This is a genomic window from Agromyces neolithicus, from assembly GCF_039529735.1.
Classification (GTDB): domain Bacteria; phylum Actinomycetota; class Actinomycetes; order Actinomycetales; family Microbacteriaceae; genus Agromyces; species Agromyces neolithicus.
The window spans coordinates 42,142-59,914 of sequence record NZ_BAAANJ010000015.1; the positions used below are offsets into that span (position 1 = coordinate 42,142).

A 17,773-nucleotide genomic window follows, 5' to 3' on the forward strand; every position below is an offset into this window, starting at 1 on the left:
GCCCTCATCGGAGCCGCCTCGCGACGCTCAGTGGCGCGGCGGACGATGCAGGCCGAAGGGCGAACCCTGGTCATCACGGCAGACTCGGAACGCGCCGAAGGTCGCAGCCGTGGCTTCATCGTCGGCGTCGCCGATCGTCTCGACGGTGCCGCCGAGTCGCTCGACCGCGGCGGTGGCGGCGTCGAGATCGTCGACCCTGAAGAAGACGTACGGCGCCGCGGCCGGATCGCCGCCGTGCACGCCCGCGGGCACTCCGGCGCCGCCGATCACGTAGCCCTCGCCGCCCGGTCCGGGCTCGAACGACCAGCCGAACAGCTTTCCATAGAAGGTGCGGGCGGTCATGGCATCGGCCGCCCCGAACTCGATGAACGACACCTCACCGGACATGGGATCCCCCTCGCATCGATGCGCCGCAGATGGCGGCCACGATAGACCGAGGGTGCTGACGCCGCAACGGGTCGACCCGGCGCGGAAACGAAGAACGCCCCCAGTGGAGTGGGGGCGTTCGTGGGCGATGCCGGGCTCGAACCGACGACCTCTTCCGTGTGAAGGAAGCGCGCTACCAGCTGCGCCAATCGCCCAATTGGGATTCGCCGTCACACGCGGTGACTGCGGACTCGATACTAGCCGACCGACCCGGGCGAATGCACATCGGGGGCACATCGGGCTCGTGCGTGCGTGCCGGAGGCGATGCCGTGAGTGGCGTTTCGCACTCGACACGCCCGGGGTTCTGCCGCCGAATCTGGGAATGACCGGGGGGAACGTGCCACGCGGTCGGCTCGGTTTGTGATTCGTTCACCGAATCCGTTAGAGTCTCTCTGCACGCAGAAATGCGGGCAACGCGGATGTGGCGCAGTGGTAGCGCATCACCTTGCCAAGGTGAGGGTCGCGAGTTCGAATCTCGTCATCCGCTCTGATCGGGAATGAGCGTCAGTTCATTCCTGTTCTTCTGGTGGTGAACCCAAACACGGTGGATTGGCCGAGAGGCGAGGCAGCGGCCTGCAAAGCCGTATACACGGGTTCGAATCCCGTATCCACCTCCAAGCTGCGATAATCATCACGGCTCTGGGCGATTGGCGCAGCGGTAGCGCGCTTCCCTGACACGGAAGAGGTCACTGGTTCGATCCCAGTATCGCCCACTGATACGAAGCCCCGGCCAACAGCCGGGGCTTCTGTTGTCGGTGCGGCGATCGGCTATGGCTGGAAGACCTCGAGCACGAGCGGCGGCAGGCTGATGCGGGTGCTGAACCACGACCAGGCCGTGCCCGACGTCTGCTCGATCGCCGCCCACGTGTCTTGGCCGGGCTGCACGTTCCGCAGGATCACGGTGATGGTACGGCGCCCGCTGAACGAGATCGCACCCGCGGCATCCACGACACCGCTGCCCGCGTACCCGGTGGGCGCGAACGTGGCCGTGCCGAATGCCTCGACCGCGAACGCGAACACGTATGTCCCGACGCCCGTGGCGCCGTATGCGCCGGGGGCGAAGTGCACCGACACCGCTGGATTGCGGTTCGGCGACTCGCGCCGATCGAACGCGGCGTGAGGGGTCGCGGCATCGGTCTGCAGGATCGTCGGGCGGATCAGCGTGAGGTTCGTGCGACCCTTGCCGACCGTGCGGGTGGGGGAGAGCGTCTCGATGGACGTCCAGAAGATGGGCCCGGCGGTGAGATCGCCGAGGCGGTACTTGGCCACCCAGTCCTCGACCGAGACATCCGGCTCGAAGTCGCCGGTGCGCACGATGCGGTCGTCGTACGCATCGCCGAACGGAGATTCCTTGTCTGTGTACATGAGGGAAACTCTAGAACTGTCTCAGGGCAGCCGCCTCGGTGTGCCCACCGACAGTCCGCTCGATCGGGTGGCCGGGACATCCGATCACCGAAGCGAGGCGCGACCCATCGCGCGGGGCGCGACCCGGCGCACCACTACAGTTGAAGGGTTCGTTTTCGAGAATCCAAGGAGTGGATCAAGGTGGCTGACGGCTTCGCGCTCTTCACCGATCGATCTGTTGTCGCCATGCGCGTCAACGGCGAGCTCAAGGACCTCGCGACGACGGTGACCGACGACGACGACGTCGATCCCGTGACGATCGATTCGCCCGACGGCCTGAACATCCTGCGTCACTCGGCCGCGCACGTGCTCGCGCAGGCGGTGCAGTCGATCAACCCCGAGGCGAAGCTCGGCATCGGCCCGCCCGTGACCGACGGCTTCTACTACGACTTCGACGTCGCCGAGCCGTTCACTCCCGACGACCTCAAGGCGCTCGACAAAGAGATGGCGCGCATCATCCGTTCGGGGCAGCGCTTCGTGCGCCGCGTCGTCACCGACGACGAGGCACGGGCCGAACTCGCGAGCGAGCCATACAAGCTCGAACTCATCGGGCTGAAGGGCGCGGCAGGGCACGGTGAGGGCAGTGGCGACGACCACGAGTCGGTCGAGGTCGGCGCGGGCGAGCTCACGATCTACGACAACGTCGACCCGAAGACGGGCGAGACGGTCTGGAAGGACCTGTGTCGCGGTCCGCACCTGCCGAACACCCGCATGATCGGAAACGGTTGGGCGCTCATGCGCCTCGCTGCGGCGTACTGGCGAGGCTCCGAGAAGAACCCGCAACTGCAGCGCATCTACGGCACCGCATGGACCACGAAAGACGAGTTGCGCGCGTACCAGCACCGACTCGAAGAGGCCGCGAGGCGCGACCACCGCAAGCTCGGTCGCGAACTCGACCTGTTCAGCTTCCCCGACGAGATCGGGTCGGGGCTCTCGGTTTGGCATCCGCGCGGCGGTGTCGTGCGCATGGAGATGGAGCAGCACGCGCGTCGTCGCCACGTCGCCGGCGGATACACCTACGTGTACACCCCGCACATCTCGAAGGAAGACCTCTTCCTGCAGTCGAACCACCTCGTCACCTACAAGGAGGGCATGTTCCCGCCCATCCGTATGGACGAGGAGCGCGACGCAGAGGGCAGCATCACGAAGCAGGGCCAGGACTACTACCTGAAGCCCATGAACTGCCCGATGCACATCCTCATCTACAAGGAACGCGGGCGCAGCTATCGCGACCTGCCGATGCGGCTCGCCGAGAACGGCACCGTGTACCGCAACGAGCTCTCTGGCGCGCTGCACGGCCTCACGCGGGTGCGCGGCTTCACGCAAGACGACTCCCATCTCTTCGTCACGCCCGAGCAGCTCGAGGAGGAGACCACCAAGGTCATGGACTTCGTCATCTCGATGCTGCGCGACTTCGGCCTCGAGGACTTCGAGCTCGAACTGTCGATGCGCGACGACGCGAAAGACAAGTGGATCGGCTCCGACGAGTTCTGGGAGTACTCGACGAACGCACTGCGCAACGTCGCCCGCGCGAGTGGACTGAAGCTCACCGAGATGCCGGGCGAGGCGGCGTTCTACGGGCCGAAGATCGACCTGAAGACGCGCGACGCGATCGGTCGCACCTGGCAGCTCTCGACGGTGCAGGTCGACCCGAACCTGCCCGAGCGCTTCGAGCTCGAGTTCACCGACCGCGACGGGCAGAAGAAGCGGCCCATCATGATCCACCGGGCGCTGTTCGGCTCGATCGAACGGTTCTTCGCGATCCTGCTCGAGCACTACGCCGGGGCGTTCCCCGTGTGGCTCGCGCCGGTGCAGGTCGTGGGCATCCCGGTCGCCGACGAATACGTGCCGTACCTGGGGGCGATCATCGAGCTGTTGCGCAGCTCGGGAGTGCGTGCCGAACTCGACACGAGCGACGACCGCATGCAGAAGAAGATCCGCACGCACACGACCCAGAAGGTGCCCTTCCAGCTCATCGCCGGTGAGCACGACCGTGCGGGCGAGACCGTGAGTTTCCGGTTCCGCGACGGCACGCAGGAGAACGGTGTGGCGATCGACCAGGCGGTCGCGCACATCCGCGCCTCGATCGACGAACGGCGCCAGGTCACGACTCGCGACGACCTCTTCGCATGACCAGCTACCAGCCCGACGAGTTCACCGAGGTCCCGACCGACTCATCGGCCGATCTCGCCGGGGTTCCCGATGCGTTCCAGCGACTGTGGACGCCGCATCGCCTCGTCTACATCCAGCATGGCCAGCAGCCCGACGAACACGCCTGCCCGTTCTGCCGTGCGCCCGAGATGGCCGACGAGCAATCGCTCATCGTCGCCCGCGGCCGCTTCGCATATGTGCTGCTCAACCTGTTCCCCTACAACAGCGGGCACCTGCTCGTCTGCCCATATCGCCATGTCGCGACCTATGACGAGGCGTCGGCCGATGAGGTCGCCGAGATCGGTGAACTCACGCAGGTCGCCATGCGCGTCGTGAAGCAGGTGTCGCATTGTGACGGCTTCAACATCGGCATGAACCAGGGCCGCATCGCCGGAGCGGGCATCGCCGAGCACCTGCACCAGCACATCGTGCCGCGCTGGGCGCTCGACTCGAACTTCTTCCCGATCATCGCCGGCACGAAGGCGCTGCCGCGACTGCTCGGCGAAGTCAGGCAGGAGATCGCCGAGGCCTGGCCCGCCTGAACCGACCGGCCGCGTCCGCTGGACGCGGTGTCCAATACGCCCCCGTGCGACCCTCCATCGCGGCGCCGTGAGCACCCCACCCGACGATTAGGATTGACACCATGACCGAAGCTTCCGTGCCCGCGCCCGCCGCGACCTCGCAGACCGGCTCGAGCCGCGTCAAGCGCGGCCTCGCCGAGATGCTGAAGGGCGGCGTCATCATGGACGTCGTCACCGCCGAGCAGGCCCGCATCGCCGAAGACGCCGGCGCTGTCGCCGTCATGGCGCTCGAGCGCGTGCCCGCCGACATCCGCGCCCAGGGCGGCGTCGCGCGCATGAGCGATCCCGACCTCATCGAGGCGATCATCGCCGAGGTCTCGATCCCCGTCATGGCGAAGGCCCGCATCGGCCACTTCGTCGAGGCGCAGGTGCTGCAGGCGCTCGACGTCGACTACATCGACGAGTCCGAGGTGCTCTCACCCGCCGACTACGTGAATCACATCGACAAGTGGGCGTTCAACACCCCCTTCGTGTGCGGTGCGACGAACCTCGGTGAGGCGCTGCGACGCATCAACGAGGGCGCGGCGATGATCCGCTCCAAGGGTGAGGCGGGCACAGGCGACGTCTCCGAGGCGACGAAGCACATCCGCAAGATCTCGTCCGAGATCAACCAGCTGAAGTCGATGACGCGCGACGAGCTCTACGTCGCCGCGAAAGAGCTGCAGGCCCCCTACGAGCTCGTGCTCGAGGTCGCCGAGACCGGCAAGCTGCCCGTCGTGCTCTTCGTCGCGGGCGGCGTCGCAACGCCCGCGGATGCCGCGATGATGATGCAGCTCGGCGCCGACGGGGTGTTCGTAGGCTCGGGCATCTTCAAGTCGGGCAATCCCGAGGCGCGAGCGGCGGCCGTGGTGAAGGCGACGACGTTCTACGACGACCCGTCGGTCATCGCCGATGTCTCGCGAGGACTCGGCGAGGCGATGGTCGGCATCAACGTCGGTGACCTCGCAGCGCCTCACCGCCTCGCAGAGCGCGGCTGGTGACGACGCTCCGCACCGAATCACTCGACGCGGGGGCAGTGGCTGCGGCCGGCCCCCGCGTCGGCGTTCTCGCGCTGCAAGGCGACTTCCGCGAGCACGCGCACGTGCTGACGAGGCTCGGTGCGCGGGCGTCGCTCGTTCGGCGGCCTGACGAACTCGAGGCGATCGACGGGCTCATCATCCCCGGTGGTGAGTCGAGCGTCATGGACAAGCTCTCGCGCACGTTCGGGCTGCAGGCGCCGCTGAAGTCCGCGATCGCCGCCGGCATGCCGGTTTACGGCACGTGTGCCGGGCTCATCATGCTCGCCGACACCCTGCTCGACGCGATCGCCGGCCAGCAGTCGCTCGGCGGGCTCGACGTGGTGGTGCGGCGCAACGCGTTCGGCTCGCAGAACCAGTCGTTCGAGACCGACCTCGACATCCCCGTGCTCGGCGATCCGCCCGTGCACGCCGTCTTCATCCGTGGCCCGGTCGTCGAGTCGGTCGGCCCGAAGGCGACGGTGCTCGCCACCCTCTCCGACGGCCGGGTCGTCGCGGTCGAGCAGGGCAACCTTCTCGGAACGTCGTTCCACCCCGAGATCACGGGGGAATACCGCTTCCACGAGTACTTCATCCGAAAGGTGGCCGCGGCCTGATCACGAGCCGATAATGGGAGCCGAGTGGAGGTTCCATGGCCAGGCGGCTTGCGAGCACGGGCGCGGTCGGATGCGACACCGGCGACATGATCGTCGTGCACCGCTTCTTCCGCAAGGTGTTCGGCGATGCCCGTCGACTCGTCGACGACGTCGCCGAGGGCGACCGTGAACGGGCCGGAGCCGTGGGTCGCTTCACGCGTGAGATCGCGGGATCACTGCACGCTCACCATCAGGGCGAAGACCTGATGCTCTGGGACCGCCTCAGCGATCGTGCGCCGAAGTGCGCCGCACACGTCGAACGCATGCGGGCGCAGCACGCCGCCATCGCCGAGCGACTCGTCGAGCTCGAGCGGGTCACGCCGGCGTGGGAGGCCTCGGCCTCGGACGACGATCGCGCGCGCCTTCGCGTGGCGCTCGACGACGTGCTCGCGGCACTGGCCGTTCACCTCGGCGACGAGGAAGCGAGCATCCTCCCTGTGGCGGGTCCGGTGTTCACGCAGAAGGAATGGGATCAGCTCGGTGCACATGCCCGTGCCCAGGTCCCCGTCTCACGCCTTCTCGTACAGCTCGGCATGATTCTCGACAGTTTCCCCGACGATGAGCGCGACGCCTGGTTCACGACGACGTTCCCGGCGCCGCTCCGCCTGCTCTATGGCGTGCTCGGCCGCCCGCGCTACGAGGCCGAGATGCGAAAGCTCCACGGTACGGGATAGGTGCTCTCCCTGATGGCGGATGCCCCGGGCCGCGAGTATATTCGCATCGTCCGTTGTCCATTCGATGCGCCGACTTCAGTGACCCCTACGCACGCAATGCGGCGCGGTACGGGGGTCCGACATGGCCACAAAACTTCCCAGCAGTTCCGGACCGTTGCCTGACGGGCCGCAACCGGGTTGCGACACCGCCGACCTCATCCAGGTGCACCGCATCTTCCGGTGGCTCTACAGCGAACTCCCGGGACTCATCCGCGCCGTCGACGACGGCGACGTCGGTCGGGCGTCCCTCGTGGCCGACTACGCGCACATGGACTTCTGGGCGCTGCATCTGCATCACGAGACCGAAGACCTCGTGCTCTGGGATCGGCTCGTGCAACGCTCGCCCGGCTGCGTCGCCCACGTCGACCAGATGAAGGCCCAGCACGCGCAGGTGGCGGCGGAGCTCGCAGTGGTGGAGCCGCTGCTCGAACCCTGGCGCGCACGCGCAGATGTCGCGACGCGGGACCGACTGGCGGTGGCTGTCGAGCACCTGCGGGACACGCTGTTCGGCCATCTCGCGCCGGAGGAGGAACACATCGTGCCGGTCGCAGGATCGGTGCTGACCCAGCAGGAGTGGGACGAGATGAGCGAGCATGCCAATGGTGCGATCCAGGCAGCCCGCAAGGAGCTGCCGCGCGACGTCATGGCCGTGCAGCTGGGTCTCATGCTCGCGACCCTGCCGGCTGCAGAGCGCCCTGAGTGGATGAAGGCGAATCTGCCCGGTCCAGTGCGGTTGCTGTACTCGCTTCTGCTGAAGCGCCGATACGAGAATGCGATGAGCGAACTGTACGAGGGACGGCCGGTGCCGCAGATCCCGTGACGGTGGCCCGCCGTACAGTCGGGTCATGACGAGTTGGATCGCCCTGCTGCGCGGCGTGAACGTCGGCGGCATCACGGTGAAGTCGGCTGAGTTGCGCGAACTCTTCGAAAGCCTCGGCTTCGGGGGAGTGCGCACAGTTCTCGCGAGCGGCAACGTCGTTTTCGAGACGGCCGAGCGAGAAGGTCGCGCCGCGCTGAAGCGACGCATCGAACAGGCGCTCGGCGAGCGCTTCGCATACGACGCCTGGATCGTGCTCGTGACGTGGGCCGAACTCGAGCGGGCCGTCGAGGAGTTCCCATTCGATGCCGACGATGCGCGGCGGCAGCCGTGGGTCATCTTCGCCACCGAGACGGCTGTGATCGACGAGTTGATACAGGCCATCGATGTCGATCCCGAAGTCGATCCGCTCGCGGCGGGCGATGGCGTTCTCTACTGGAACCCGGTCAAGGGAACCACCGTCGACACCCCGTTCGCCAAGCTCATCGGCAAGGCGAAGTACAAGCCGTTGACGACGAATCGCAACCTACGCACGTTGCAGAGGGTGCTCGGGTGAACGCCCGGCCCCGCGGCATCCGCTCATCGATCACCGGGCGTCACAGACGCTGGCTTAGAATGGTCTGTCGGCGGGCTGAACCCGCCGCGAAACCGACTCAGGAGACGCATGTCCGGGCATTCCAAGTGGGCAACGACCAAGCACAAGAAGGCCGTCATCGACGCGCGTCGTGCCAAGTCGTTCGCCAAGCTCATCAAGAACATCGAGGTCGCCGCGAAGATGGGCGGTGCCGATCTCTCGGGCAACCCGACCCTCGTCGACGCCGTGCAGAAGGCGAAGAAGACCTCGGTCCCCAATGACAACATCGATCGGGCCATCAAGCGGGGCGCGGGGCTCACCGGTGAGTCCATCGAGTACACGACGATCATGTACGAGGGCTACGGCCCCAACGGCGTCGCGCTGCTCATCGAGTGTCTGACCGACAACAAGAACCGGGCGGCCGCCGAGGTGCGTACGCTGATGACCCGCAACGGCGGCACCATGGCCGACCCGGGCTCGGTCGCCTACAACTTCGCGCGCAAGGGCCTGATCGTCGTGCCCGCTGAGGGAACGACCGAAGACGACATCCTCGCGGCAGTGCTCGACGCCGGTGCAGAAGAGGTCACCGACGAAGGCGAGACGTTCGAGGTCGTCACCGAGGCATCCGACATGGTGGCCGCGCGCACCGCGCTGCAGGAGGCCGGCATCGACTACGACTCGGCCGACGCCGCCTTCGTGCCCAACCTCAAGGTCGAGATCGACGCCGACACCGCTCGCAAGGTGTTCCGCCTCATCGACGCGCTCGAAGACAGCGACGACGTGCAGAACATATACAGCAACTTCGACCTCAGCCCAGAGGTGCAGGCCGAGCTCGAGACCGAGGACTAGCCGATCGCCGTGCGCGTGCTCGGCATCGACCCCGGCCTGACGCGATGCGGCGTCGGTGTGGTCGATGTCGAGCCTGATCGCACCGCGCGACTCGTCGACGTCGTGGTGCTGCGGTCGCCGGCCGATCTCGACACACCGCGACGCCTCGCCCGCATCGCCGACGGCATCGAGGCGATCATCGAGGAGCACCGGCCCCAGGCGGTCGCGCTCGAGCGTGTCTTCGCCCGAAGTGACGTGTCGACCATCATGGGCACCGCCCAGATCTCGGGTGTCGCGATGTTGATCGCGGCCCGCCGGGCGCTTCCGGTCGCACTTCACACGCCGAGCGAGGTGAAGGCCGCGATCACCGGGTACGGGCGTGCCGACAAGAAGCAGGTCGGTGCGATGGTCGCCCGCATCCTCGGCCTCGACGCGGTGCCGAAGCCCGCCGACGCCGCCGACGCCCTCGCGCTCGCGATCTGCCATGCGTGGCGCACCGGGGGAGCGGCGGGCGCCGCGATTCAGGATGCCGCGGCTCCGGCCGAGGCGTCGAGCCTGACGCCCGCTCAACGGGCATGGCTCGCCGCCGAGCGCTCCGCGGCCGTGTCGGGGGCGGCCCGTAGGCTGAAGGAGTGATCTCCTCTCTTCGCGGACGCGTGCTCTCGGCAGGCGGCAGTTCGATCGTCATCGACGTCGGTGGCGTGGGTTTCCACGTCAACACGACTCCCGCACTCGCGCTTGCGAGCCGAGAGGGCGGCGAGGCGAGCGTGCACACGACAATGGTGGTGCGCGAAGACTCGCTCACGCTCTTCGGGTTCGGCACACGTGACGAGCTCGACGTGTTCGACCTGCTCATCGGCGTCACGGGCGTCGGCCCGAAGTCGGCGCTCGGCGTGCTGTCGGCGCTCTCACCCGAGCAGGTCGCCGAGGCCGTGCAGCGAGACGACGACGCAGTGTTCCGCAAGGTCAGCGGCATCGGTCCCAAGACGGCCAAGCTCATCACGGTCTCGCTCGCCGGCAAGCTCGTCGCGCCGGCCGCGACCGCCCGGCCGGCGGCGGTCGTCACCGGCGGGGCCGCCGAGAGTGTACTCGCGGCCCTCACGGGTCTCGGCTGGTCCGAGCGCATCGCTGCAGAGGCCGTCGACGAGACGATCGCCGCGGCGTCAGACACCGAGGCTGCTTCGGTGCCGACCCTGCTGCGTCTCACGCTGTCGCGGCTCGGGCCGGCTCAACAGTCGGGGCGGTCACGATGAGCAACAGCAACAGCGACATCGAGAGCGGCGACCTCGATGTCGACCTCGACCTCACCGACCCGGTCCTCGCCTCCGAAGCCGAGCTCGCGTTCGAGGGGGCGCTTCGCCCGAAGAGCCTCGAGGAGTTCGTCGGGCAGACGCGCGTACGCGGGCAGTTGCAGTTGCTCCTCACCGCGGCCATGCTGCAGCAGCGCACGCCCGACCACATCCTGCTCGCGGGCCCCCCGGGTCTCGGCAAGACCACGCTCGCGATGATCGTCGCCCACGAGGGCGGCCGGCCGTTGCGCATGTCGAGTGGTCCGGCCATTCAGCACGCCGGAGATCTCGCCGCGATCCTGAGTTCGCTCGTGCCCGGCGAGGTGCTGTTCATCGACGAGATCCACCGCATGGCCCGTTCGGCCGAAGAGATGCTGTACCTCGCCATGGAAGACTTCCGAATCGACATCATGGTCGGCAAGGGGGCCGGCGCCACGTCGGTGCCGCTCGACCTCGCGCCGTTCACGCTCGTCGGGGCGACGACCCGCGCCGGGCTCCTGCCAAACCCGCTTCGCGACCGCTTCGGGTTCACAGCGCACCTCGAGTTCTACGACGAGGCCGAGCTCGAGCAGGTGCTCGCACGGGCGGCATCGCTGCTGGGGCTCGATGCCGACCGCGAGGCGCTCTCCGAGATAGCCGGCCGCTGTCGTGGAACACCGCGCATCGCGAATCGGCTGCTGCGGCGCGTGCGCGACTACGCGCTCGTGCACCCTGCCAGCGGCTCAGGTCGGCGCGGCGGCCGGGCCGACCTCACGGCGGTGCGCGCGGCGCTCGAGCTCTACGACGTCGACGCGCTGGGCCTCGACCGGCTCGACCGCGCCGTGATGCAGATCGTCCTCACGCGCTTCGGTGGCGGGCCTGTCGGCCTCAACACCCTCGCGGTATCGGTAGGCGAAGAGGCCGAGACCATCGAGGCCGTGGTCGAGCCGTTCCTCGTTCGCATCGGGCTCATCACCCGAACACCGCGTGGACGGGTTGCGACGCCGGCGGCATGGCGGCATTTCGGACTTGCCGATCGCGCGCCCGGTGCTGCAGCGGGCCTTCCGATCGATGACCTATAATCCTTTGAGGCGACGCCCTCAGCGCCACTGACTTCGTGCGCACTACGCACACCGGAAGGTAACTCCCCCTCATGACGTTCGATCCGTTCACTATCATCATGCTCGCCGTTCTGGCGGTGCTGATCTTCTTCATGTTCCGCAACTCGCGCAAGCGCAAGGCCGACGCCGAGCAGCTGCAGGCGAAGGTGCAGCCGGGCGCGAAGGTCATGACCAACTTCGGGTTGTTCGGCACGATCCTCTCGATCGACGAAGAAGAGAACCAGGTGCTGCTCGAGACCTCGCCCGGCACTGTGCTCACCGTGCACCGGCAGACGGTCGCTCGCGTGGTCGAGGCATCCGAGACCGACGAGGCGCCCGAGTCGCTCGGCAGCGAGCCCGAGTTCGGCGAGCGTGTCGCCGACGAGCCCGCCGAGGGCACCCCGTCGACCGACGAGACGCCCGACGCCAAGAAGTCAGACGACTAGTACTCCTCACCGAGGCTCGGCCCGTGCATTGACGCGCGGGCTCTTGCAGAGAAAGCAGAAACGTGGCTGCACCATCGAAGCGGTCATCCCGGCCGACGCCCGTCCGTAAGGCATGGCGTTCCCTCACCTGGCTGGGTGTCATCATCGCGCTCCTGTTCGGCATCAACGCCGCGGGTGTCATCTGGGGTGAGGGGTCATGGACCCCGAAGCTCGCGCTCGACCTCGAGGGCGGCACCCAGATCATCCTCGAGCCGAAGGTCGAGACCGGCCAGTCCGTTTCGCAGGAGCAGCTCGATCAGGCCGTTTCGATCATCCGTCAGCGCGTCGACGCCTCGGGTGTCGCCGAGGCCGAGATCAACACCGAGGGCTCGAACGTCGTCGTGCGCATCCCCGGTGAACTCGACGACCAGACGCGCGCACGCATCGAGTCCTCGGCGAAGCTCGAACTGCGCGCCGTGCTTCTCGCAGGTTCTGCGACAGACCAGTCGATCGACCCGACTGCGAGCCCCGAACCCACCGATCCTGCCGAAGAGCTCGAGTCGACTCCGACGACCGAGCCCACCGACGGCAGCGACCTGGCATGGATCACGCCGGCGCTGCAAGACGAGTTCGACAACTTCGACTGTGCGACCCTCGATGAGGCCGAGACCAACGTCGCCCCTGCCGACGAGCCGCTCGTGACCTGCGACATCGAACGCGCCACGAAGTACCTGCTCGGCCCCGTCGAGGCGAGCGGCGAGAACATCGTCGACGCGACGAACGGCATGGTGACGACCCAGACGGGCGCGAGCACCGGCCAGTGGGCGGTCAACATCGTCTTCGACGACCAGGGCACGCAGGACTTCGCCGAGGTCAGCACCCGTCTCTACGGGCTGCAGGGCCAGGGAGCATCGCCGCGCGACCAGTTCGCGTTCGTGCTCGACGGTGCGGTGCTCACCGCACCGCGCATGAACGGGGCGATCACCGACGGCCGCCCGCAGATCACCGGCGACTTCACGCAGGAGTCGTCGAAATCGCTCGCAGACCAGCTGAAGTTCGGCGCGCTTCCGATCAGCTTCACGGTGCAGTCGTCCGACACGATCTCAGCCACGCTCGGTACCTCGCAGCTGCAGTCCGGCCTCATCGCGGGCCTCATCGGCCTCATCCTGGTCGTGATCTACACGCTCTTCCAGTACCGGGCCCTCGGGTCGGTCACGATCGCATCGCTCGTGATCGCCGGAATCATCACCTACCTGATGATCACGATCCTGTCGTGGCGTGAGGGCTACCGCCTCTCGCTCGCGGGCATCGCGGGCCTCATCGTCGCGATCGGCTTCACCGCCGACTCGTTCATCATCTACTTCGAGCGCGTCCGCGACGAGCTCCGAGACGGTCGTCAGCTCGTCAGCGCCGTCGAGGCCGGCTGGAAGCGAGCCTTCCGAACGGTACTCGCGTCGAAGGCCACGAACCTGCTCGCGGCGATCGTGCTGTTCATCCTCGCGGTCGGCAGCGTGAAGGGCTTCGCCTACACGCTCGGTCTGACCACGATCATCGACGTGGTCGTCGTGATCCTGTTCACGCACCCGATGCTGCAGTTGCTCGCGCAGACGAGGTTCTTCTCGAGCGGAAACCCGTGGTCGGGCCTCGACCCAGATGCGCTCGGCGCCGTGTACCGCGGTCGCGCAGAGTTCCGCAAGCCCGTCGCCGTGCCGGTGAAGAAGGCCGCGTCGAGCGCGAAAGAGGCGCAGCGGCGCCAGACCATCGCCGAACGCAAGGCGGCCGCGACCGTCGGCGCGGGCGATTCCTCGAACGACGGCAAGGAGTCCTGATGGCCAACCGTCTCACCACTTTCGGCAACGACCTCTACACGGGCAAGCGCTCCTTCAACTTCGTCGGCGGCCGCAAGAAGTGGTACACGATCGTCGCCGTACTGCTGCTGCTCTCGGTCCTCATACCGATCCTGCGGGGTGTCAACTTCAGCATCGAGTTCCGCGGGGGCTCGCAATTCCAGATCGCGGGCGTCGAGAACGCCGAGGAGCAGCCGGCGATCGATGCCGTCGAATCCGTCGTGCCCGACGCAACAGTGCATGTGACGATCGTCGGCGGCGACGGGGTTCGCGTGCAGACCGACCAGCTCGAGCAGGCCGACTCGCGCGCGGTCACCACTGCCCTGGCCGAAGCCTACGGCGTGCCTGAGTCCGAGGTCACGTCGTCGTTCATCGGGCCGAGCTGGGGTGCCGATGTCACCCGTCAGGCGCTCGTCGGCCTCGTGGCGTTCATGCTGCTGGCCGGCATCATCATGGCGCTCTACTTCCGCACATGGAAGATGTCGCTCGCGGCGATCTTGGCCCTGATCGCCGACCTCGTCGCCACAGTGGGCATCTATGCGGCACTGGGCCTCGAGATCAGCCCCGCCGCAACGATCGGCATTCTCACGATCCTCGCCTACTCGCTCTACGACACCGTGGTGGTGTTCGACAAGATCCGTGAGAACACCTCAGAAGACGGGCAGGAGTCACGGCGCACGTTCGCCGAGTCGGTCAACCTCGCGGTGAACCAGACCCTCGTCCGATCGATCAATACCAGCGTCGTCGCCGCGCTGCCGGTCGCTGCGATCCTCTTCCTCGGTGCAGGTGTGCTCGGCGCCGACACGCTCCGCGACATCTCGCTCGCGCTGCTGATCGGCATCCTCGTCGGCACGTGGTCGACCGTGTTCCTTGCGGCGCCGCTCTACTCGCAACTGCGTGAGGGCGAGACCGAGATCCACCGGCACGACCAGAAGGTCCTGAAAGAGCGCGAGCGGGCGGGTTCCTCGTCGGCCGAGGTGGTCCCCACGGCCTGATGTTCGTGGCAGGCGTTATGTCCGGCCGCGCGTCGCACCTCGAAGAACGGTGATAATTGAGTTCTGGAGGTGCTGACGCGTGACTGAAGCCGGAGTCAATTCGACGGCTTCGCTGCGCCGTCTCGTGCCACGCATCTTCTCGAAGGCGCAGCCGACCGGTGCGGTCGACACACTGATTCGCACCGTTCGGATGCACCATCCGAAGGTCGATCTCTCGCTCATCGAACGGGCCTACACCGTCGCCGAGCGCGCGCACGAAGGACAGAAGCGCAAGAGCGGCGAGCCGTACATCACCCACCCGATCGCCGTCGCGCAGATTCTGGCCGACCTCGGCATCGGATCGAAAACGGTCGCGGCGGCCCTGCTGCACGACACCGTCGAAGACACCTCGTACACGCTCGACCAGGTGCGGGCCGACTTCGGCGACGAGATCGCCATGCTCGTCGACGGCGTCACCAAGCTCGACAAGGTCAAGTACGGCGACTCGACCCAGGCCGAGACCGTGCGCAAGATGATCGTGGCAATGTCGAAAGACATCAGGGTGCTCATCATCAAGCTCGCCGACCGGTTGCACAACGCCCGCACGTGGGGGTTCGTGCCGGCCGAGTCGGCGACGCGCAAGGCGACCGAGACGCTTGAGATCTATGCGCCGCTCGCCCATCGGCTGGGCATCCAGGCCATCAAGTGGGAGCTCGAGGACCTCTCGTTCGCGGTGCTCTACCCGAAGCTCTACGCCGAGATCGAGAGCCTCGTGAAGCAGCGCACGCCGCAGCGTGAAGAGTTCGTGCAGAACGTCATCGACCTCATCAACGACGACCTGAAGGTCGCGAAGATTCGCGGGCGAGTCGTCGGCCGGCCGAAGCAGTACTACTCGATCTACCAGAAGATGATCGTGCGAGGGCGAGATTTCGACGAGATCTACGACCTCGTGGGCATCCGAGTGCTCGTGAACTCGGTGCGCGACTGTTATGCCGTGCTCGGCGCGATCCACGCACGATGGACTCCGCTGCCGGGCCGGTTCAAGGACTACATCGCGACCCCGAAGTTCAACCTCTACCAGTCGCTGCACACCACCGTGCTCGGTCCGAGGGGGCGCGCGGTCGAGATTCAGATCCGCACTCACGACATGCACCAGCGCGCCGAATACGGTGTCGCCGCGCACTGGAAGTACAAAGAGCAGACCACCGGCCGCTCGGCGGGCGGCCCCGCCCCGCAGAACGAGACCGACATGGCGTGGCTCGCGCACATCTCCGACTGGCAGGCCGAGACCGCCGACCCCGGCGAGTTCCTCGATTCACTGCGCTTCGAGATCGGCGCGAAAGAGGTCTACGTCTTCACGCCGAAGGGTCGGGTGATCGGCCTGCCGGCCGGCGCGACCCCTGTCGACTTCGCCTATGCGGTGCACACCGAGGTCGGCCACCGCACGATGGGCGCGAAGGTCAACGGTCGACTCGTGCCCCTCGAGAGCGTGCTTTCGAGCGGTGACGTCGTCGAGGTGTTCACCTCGAAGAACCCCGACTCCGGCCCGAGCCAGGATTGGCTGGGATTCGTCAAGAGCCCGCGTGCCCGCAACAAGATCCGGCAGTGGTTCACGAAGGAACGCCGTGACGAGGCCATCGAGCAGGGGCGCGACGCGATCGCCCGAGCGATGCGCAAGCAGAACCTGCCGCTGCAGAAGCTCATGAGCCAGGACTCGTTCGCCGAAGTGGCAGCCCAGCTGCGCTACGACGACGTCGAGGCACTGTACGCGGCGGTCGGCGAAGGGCACGTCTCGACCCAGTCGGTGCTCGAGAAGGTCGTCTCGCTCGTTCGCGACATCGACGAAGGCGATGAACCCGACCTTCCCATCCCCGTTCGGTCGCGGCCGCTGCCACGCCACTCCGACTCGGGCGTGCTCGTGCGGGGAGCGCCCGACATCCTCGTGAAGCTCGCCCGGTGCTGCACACCGGTGCCGGGCGACAAGATCGTCGGCTTCATCACGCGTGGCGCCGGCGTGTCGGTGCACCAGGCCAACTGCCACAATGTGCAATCGCTCATGCGCGAGCCCGAGCGCATCATCGAGGTCGAGTGGGCGCCGAGCTCGAAGAGCGTGTTCCTCGTGCAGATCCAGATCGAGGCGCTCGATCGGGCCGGGTTGCTCTCAGACGTCACGCGTGTGCTGTCGGAGCATCACGTGAACATCCTCTCGGCCAACGTCTCGACGTCGACCGACCGACTGGCCGTCAGCCGCTTCGTGTTCGAGATGGGTGATACGACCCACCTCGATCGTGTGCTGAACGCGGTGCGGCGCATCGACGCCGTCTACGACGTCTACCGCGTCAGCGACGGCTGACCCGAGCCGGCAGAGTTCGCCGACGCTGCCTCGACGGCGTGATCGAGGCGCGCGAGTGCACGAGCGCGGTACGGCATGCGCCGGGCGAGATCGAATCGCTCGCGGATCTGGCCTTCGAGCCGAGGTCGTGCGGCGAGCAGTCGCGTCACGATGCGTTCGGAGTCGACATCGGGCAGCGCCGCCTCGCGCAGCAGGTCGAACGCGGTGCGTGCGGGCGTGGTGCAGCGCACGCCGCCGAGTTCGATGAACTCGTCGTCGGTGAGCGCGACCTCGCGAATCGTGACCCGTCGGTCGGCGATCACCGCGATGCGCGAGCCGTGCGGCACGCAGAACTGCGCGGTGCGCGGCGGCGAGTCGAGCCCGTCGTGCACCCACGCGGCCGAGAGCCGCTCGATGATCAGCGGGCGTGACACCCGCAGCGCGATCACGGCCGCACGAAGGCTCGGAAGGTCGGGCTCGTCGATCGGCGCCCACCCCTCGTCGATCGTGAAGAGCTCGCCGTCGATGCGCGCGGCGCAGAGCTCGGCGAGCGGAAGGTCATCGGTGCCGAGCACCGCGGGAAGCCTTGCCATGTCCCCATGCTGGGGCATGTGATCGCCCCTTGGCGCGCCTGGCCGAGATCTGTGGACAACCCGCTCCGAGAGCGTTCGCGGCGCGGGAG

At 67.2% G+C, this 17,773-nt stretch carries 18 protein-coding genes and 4 tRNA genes; 18 read left to right on the forward strand and 4 right to left on the reverse strand.

The genetic code is table 11. From position 1 onward, the window contains the following. Positions 1–27: 27 nt before the first annotated feature. Positions 28–387 carry a VOC family protein gene (locus tag ABD164_RS14045; RefSeq protein ID WP_344296918.1) on the reverse strand — a complete coding sequence of 120 codons (360 nt, stop codon included), beginning with the start codon at positions 385–387 and terminating at the stop codon, positions 28–30. 121 nt (positions 388–508) lie between these two features. Continuing rightward, positions 509–581 (reverse strand) — tRNA-Val (locus ABD164_RS14050). A gap of 260 nt (positions 582–841) precedes the next feature. Between ABD164_RS14050 and ABD164_RS14055 the strand changes: the two genes are divergently transcribed. The 3 genes from ABD164_RS14055 (at position 842) to ABD164_RS14065 (ending at position 1,139) form a co-directional block, all read left to right on the forward strand. Continuing rightward, positions 842–913: transfer RNA gene (locus tag ABD164_RS14055), tRNA-Gly, on the forward strand. Between the two features lie 56 nt (positions 914–969). Further along, a tRNA-Cys gene (locus ABD164_RS14060) sits at positions 970–1,043 on the forward strand. 24 nt (positions 1,044–1,067) lie between these two features. Then, positions 1,068–1,139, forward strand: a tRNA-Val gene (locus ABD164_RS14065). Between the two features lie 55 nt (positions 1,140–1,194). Here the strand turns inward: ABD164_RS14065 and ABD164_RS14070 are convergent. Then, complete coding sequence (locus ABD164_RS14070) at positions 1,195–1,791, reverse strand: hypothetical protein (protein ID WP_344296919.1); 597 nt, start codon at positions 1,789–1,791, stop codon at positions 1,195–1,197. Positions 1,792–1,971: 180 nt separating this feature from the next. On the opposite strand from ABD164_RS14070, the gene thrS reads away from it, so the two are divergent. The 15 genes from thrS to ABD164_RS14145 all read left to right on the forward strand — a co-directional run bounded on the left by thrS (position 1,972) and on the right by ABD164_RS14145 (position 17,112). Beyond that, positions 1,972–3,963, forward strand: a complete 1,992-nt coding sequence (gene thrS / locus ABD164_RS14075; protein ID WP_425545952.1) for a threonine--tRNA ligase — start codon at positions 1,972–1,974, stop codon at positions 3,961–3,963. Then, positions 3,960–4,523, forward strand: a complete 564-nt coding sequence (locus tag ABD164_RS14080) for an HIT family protein (protein WP_344296920.1) — start codon at positions 3,960–3,962, stop codon at positions 4,521–4,523. Before thrS ends, ABD164_RS14080 begins: the two co-directional genes overlap by 4 nt. Before the next feature lie 101 nt (positions 4,524–4,624). Beyond that, on the forward strand, positions 4,625–5,542 hold the full coding sequence (pdxS, locus tag ABD164_RS14085) for a pyridoxal 5'-phosphate synthase lyase subunit PdxS (protein WP_344296921.1): 918 nt from the start codon (positions 4,625–4,627) through the stop codon (positions 5,540–5,542). Further along, positions 5,539–6,174, forward strand: coding sequence for a pyridoxal 5'-phosphate synthase glutaminase subunit PdxT (gene pdxT / locus ABD164_RS14090; protein WP_344296922.1), 636 nt, complete (start codon positions 5,539–5,541; stop codon positions 6,172–6,174). The genes pdxS and pdxT overlap by 4 nt, the downstream gene beginning before the upstream one ends. Before the next feature lie 35 nt (positions 6,175–6,209). Continuing rightward, complete coding sequence (locus ABD164_RS14095) at positions 6,210–6,887, forward strand: hemerythrin domain-containing protein (protein WP_344296923.1); 678 nt, start codon at positions 6,210–6,212, stop codon at positions 6,885–6,887. A 121-nt stretch (positions 6,888–7,008) separates the two neighbouring features. Next, positions 7,009–7,746 (forward strand): hemerythrin domain-containing protein, encoded by a 738-nt coding sequence (locus ABD164_RS14100; protein ID WP_344296924.1) that lies wholly within the window; start codon positions 7,009–7,011, stop codon positions 7,744–7,746. Positions 7,747–7,771: 25 nt separating this feature from the next. Next, the gene (locus tag ABD164_RS14105; protein ID WP_344296925.1) at positions 7,772–8,299 is read left to right on the forward strand and encodes a DUF1697 domain-containing protein; all 528 of its coding nucleotides are present in this window, start codon (positions 7,772–7,774) and stop codon (positions 8,297–8,299) included. Between the two features lie 108 nt (positions 8,300–8,407). After that, the gene (locus ABD164_RS14110; RefSeq protein ID WP_344296926.1) at positions 8,408–9,166 is read left to right on the forward strand and encodes a YebC/PmpR family DNA-binding transcriptional regulator; all 759 of its coding nucleotides are present in this window, start codon (positions 8,408–8,410) and stop codon (positions 9,164–9,166) included. A gap of 9 nt (positions 9,167–9,175) precedes the next feature. After that, on the forward strand, positions 9,176–9,781 hold the full coding sequence (gene ruvC, locus ABD164_RS14115; protein WP_344296927.1) for a crossover junction endodeoxyribonuclease RuvC: 606 nt from the start codon (positions 9,176–9,178) through the stop codon (positions 9,779–9,781). Beyond that, a complete protein-coding gene (gene ruvA, locus ABD164_RS14120) occupies positions 9,778–10,398 on the forward strand; it encodes a Holliday junction branch migration protein RuvA (RefSeq protein ID WP_344296928.1) in 621 nt (206 codons plus the stop codon). The genes ruvC and ruvA overlap by 4 nt, the downstream gene beginning before the upstream one ends. Then, entirely contained in the window at positions 10,395–11,495 is a 1,101-nt protein-coding gene (gene ruvB, locus ABD164_RS14125) for a Holliday junction branch migration DNA helicase RuvB (protein WP_344296929.1), read from the forward strand. The genes ruvA and ruvB overlap by 4 nt, the downstream gene beginning before the upstream one ends. A gap of 98 nt (positions 11,496–11,593) precedes the next feature. After that, the gene (gene yajC / locus ABD164_RS14130; RefSeq protein WP_344296930.1) at positions 11,594–11,959 is read left to right on the forward strand and encodes a preprotein translocase subunit YajC; all 366 of its coding nucleotides are present in this window, start codon (positions 11,594–11,596) and stop codon (positions 11,957–11,959) included. 62 nt (positions 11,960–12,021) lie between these two features. Further along, entirely contained in the window at positions 12,022–13,767 is a 1,746-nt protein-coding gene (gene secD / locus ABD164_RS14135; protein WP_344296931.1) for a protein translocase subunit SecD, read from the forward strand. Then, the gene (gene secF, locus ABD164_RS14140; protein WP_344296932.1) at positions 13,767–14,780 is read left to right on the forward strand and encodes a protein translocase subunit SecF; all 1,014 of its coding nucleotides are present in this window, start codon (positions 13,767–13,769) and stop codon (positions 14,778–14,780) included. The genes secD and secF overlap by 1 nt, the downstream gene beginning before the upstream one ends. A 79-nt stretch (positions 14,781–14,859) precedes the next feature. After that, positions 14,860–17,112: a RelA/SpoT family protein gene (locus ABD164_RS14145; protein ID WP_344296933.1), complete on the forward strand. Its 2,253-nt coding sequence runs from the start codon at positions 14,860–14,862 to the stop codon at positions 17,110–17,112. On the opposite strand, the gene ABD164_RS14150 is transcribed toward ABD164_RS14145, so the two are convergent. Beyond that, on the reverse strand, positions 17,091–17,684 hold the full coding sequence (locus tag ABD164_RS14150; RefSeq protein ID WP_344296934.1) for a type IV toxin-antitoxin system AbiEi family antitoxin: 594 nt from the start codon (positions 17,682–17,684) through the stop codon (positions 17,091–17,093). The genes ABD164_RS14145 and ABD164_RS14150 overlap by 22 nt on opposite strands. Positions 17,685–17,773: the final 89 nt, after the last annotated feature.

What these genes read in the sequence shown, in the direction of transcription:
- ruvB (WP_344296929.1), top strand. Translation starts at nt 10,395, where the DNA reads ATGAGCAACAGCAACAGCGACATCGAGAGCGGCGACCTCGATGTCGAC.
- ABD164_RS14045 (WP_344296918.1), bottom strand. Translation starts at nt 387, where the DNA reads ATGTCCGGTGAGGTGTCGTTCATCGAGTTCGGGGCGGCCGATGCCATG.
- ABD164_RS14105 (WP_344296925.1), top strand. Translation starts at nt 7,772, where the DNA reads ATGACGAGTTGGATCGCCCTGCTGCGCGGCGTGAACGTCGGCGGCATC.
- ABD164_RS14100 (WP_344296924.1), top strand. Translation starts at nt 7,009, where the DNA reads ATGGCCACAAAACTTCCCAGCAGTTCCGGACCGTTGCCTGACGGGCCG.
- ABD164_RS14150 (WP_344296934.1), bottom strand. Translation starts at nt 17,684, where the DNA reads ATGGCAAGGCTTCCCGCGGTGCTCGGCACCGATGACCTTCCGCTCGCC.
- ABD164_RS14080 (WP_344296920.1), top strand. Translation starts at nt 3,960, where the DNA reads ATGACCAGCTACCAGCCCGACGAGTTCACCGAGGTCCCGACCGACTCA.
- pdxS (WP_344296921.1), top strand. Translation starts at nt 4,625, where the DNA reads ATGACCGAAGCTTCCGTGCCCGCGCCCGCCGCGACCTCGCAGACCGGC.
- ABD164_RS14095 (WP_344296923.1), top strand. Translation starts at nt 6,210, where the DNA reads ATGGCCAGGCGGCTTGCGAGCACGGGCGCGGTCGGATGCGACACCGGC.
- ABD164_RS14070 (WP_344296919.1), bottom strand. Translation starts at nt 1,791, where the DNA reads ATGTACACAGACAAGGAATCTCCGTTCGGCGATGCGTACGACGACCGC.
- yajC (WP_344296930.1), top strand. Translation starts at nt 11,594, where the DNA reads ATGCTCGCCGTTCTGGCGGTGCTGATCTTCTTCATGTTCCGCAACTCG.
- secF (WP_344296932.1), top strand. Translation starts at nt 13,767, where the DNA reads ATGGCCAACCGTCTCACCACTTTCGGCAACGACCTCTACACGGGCAAG.
- ABD164_RS14110 (WP_344296926.1), top strand. Translation starts at nt 8,408, where the DNA reads ATGTCCGGGCATTCCAAGTGGGCAACGACCAAGCACAAGAAGGCCGTC.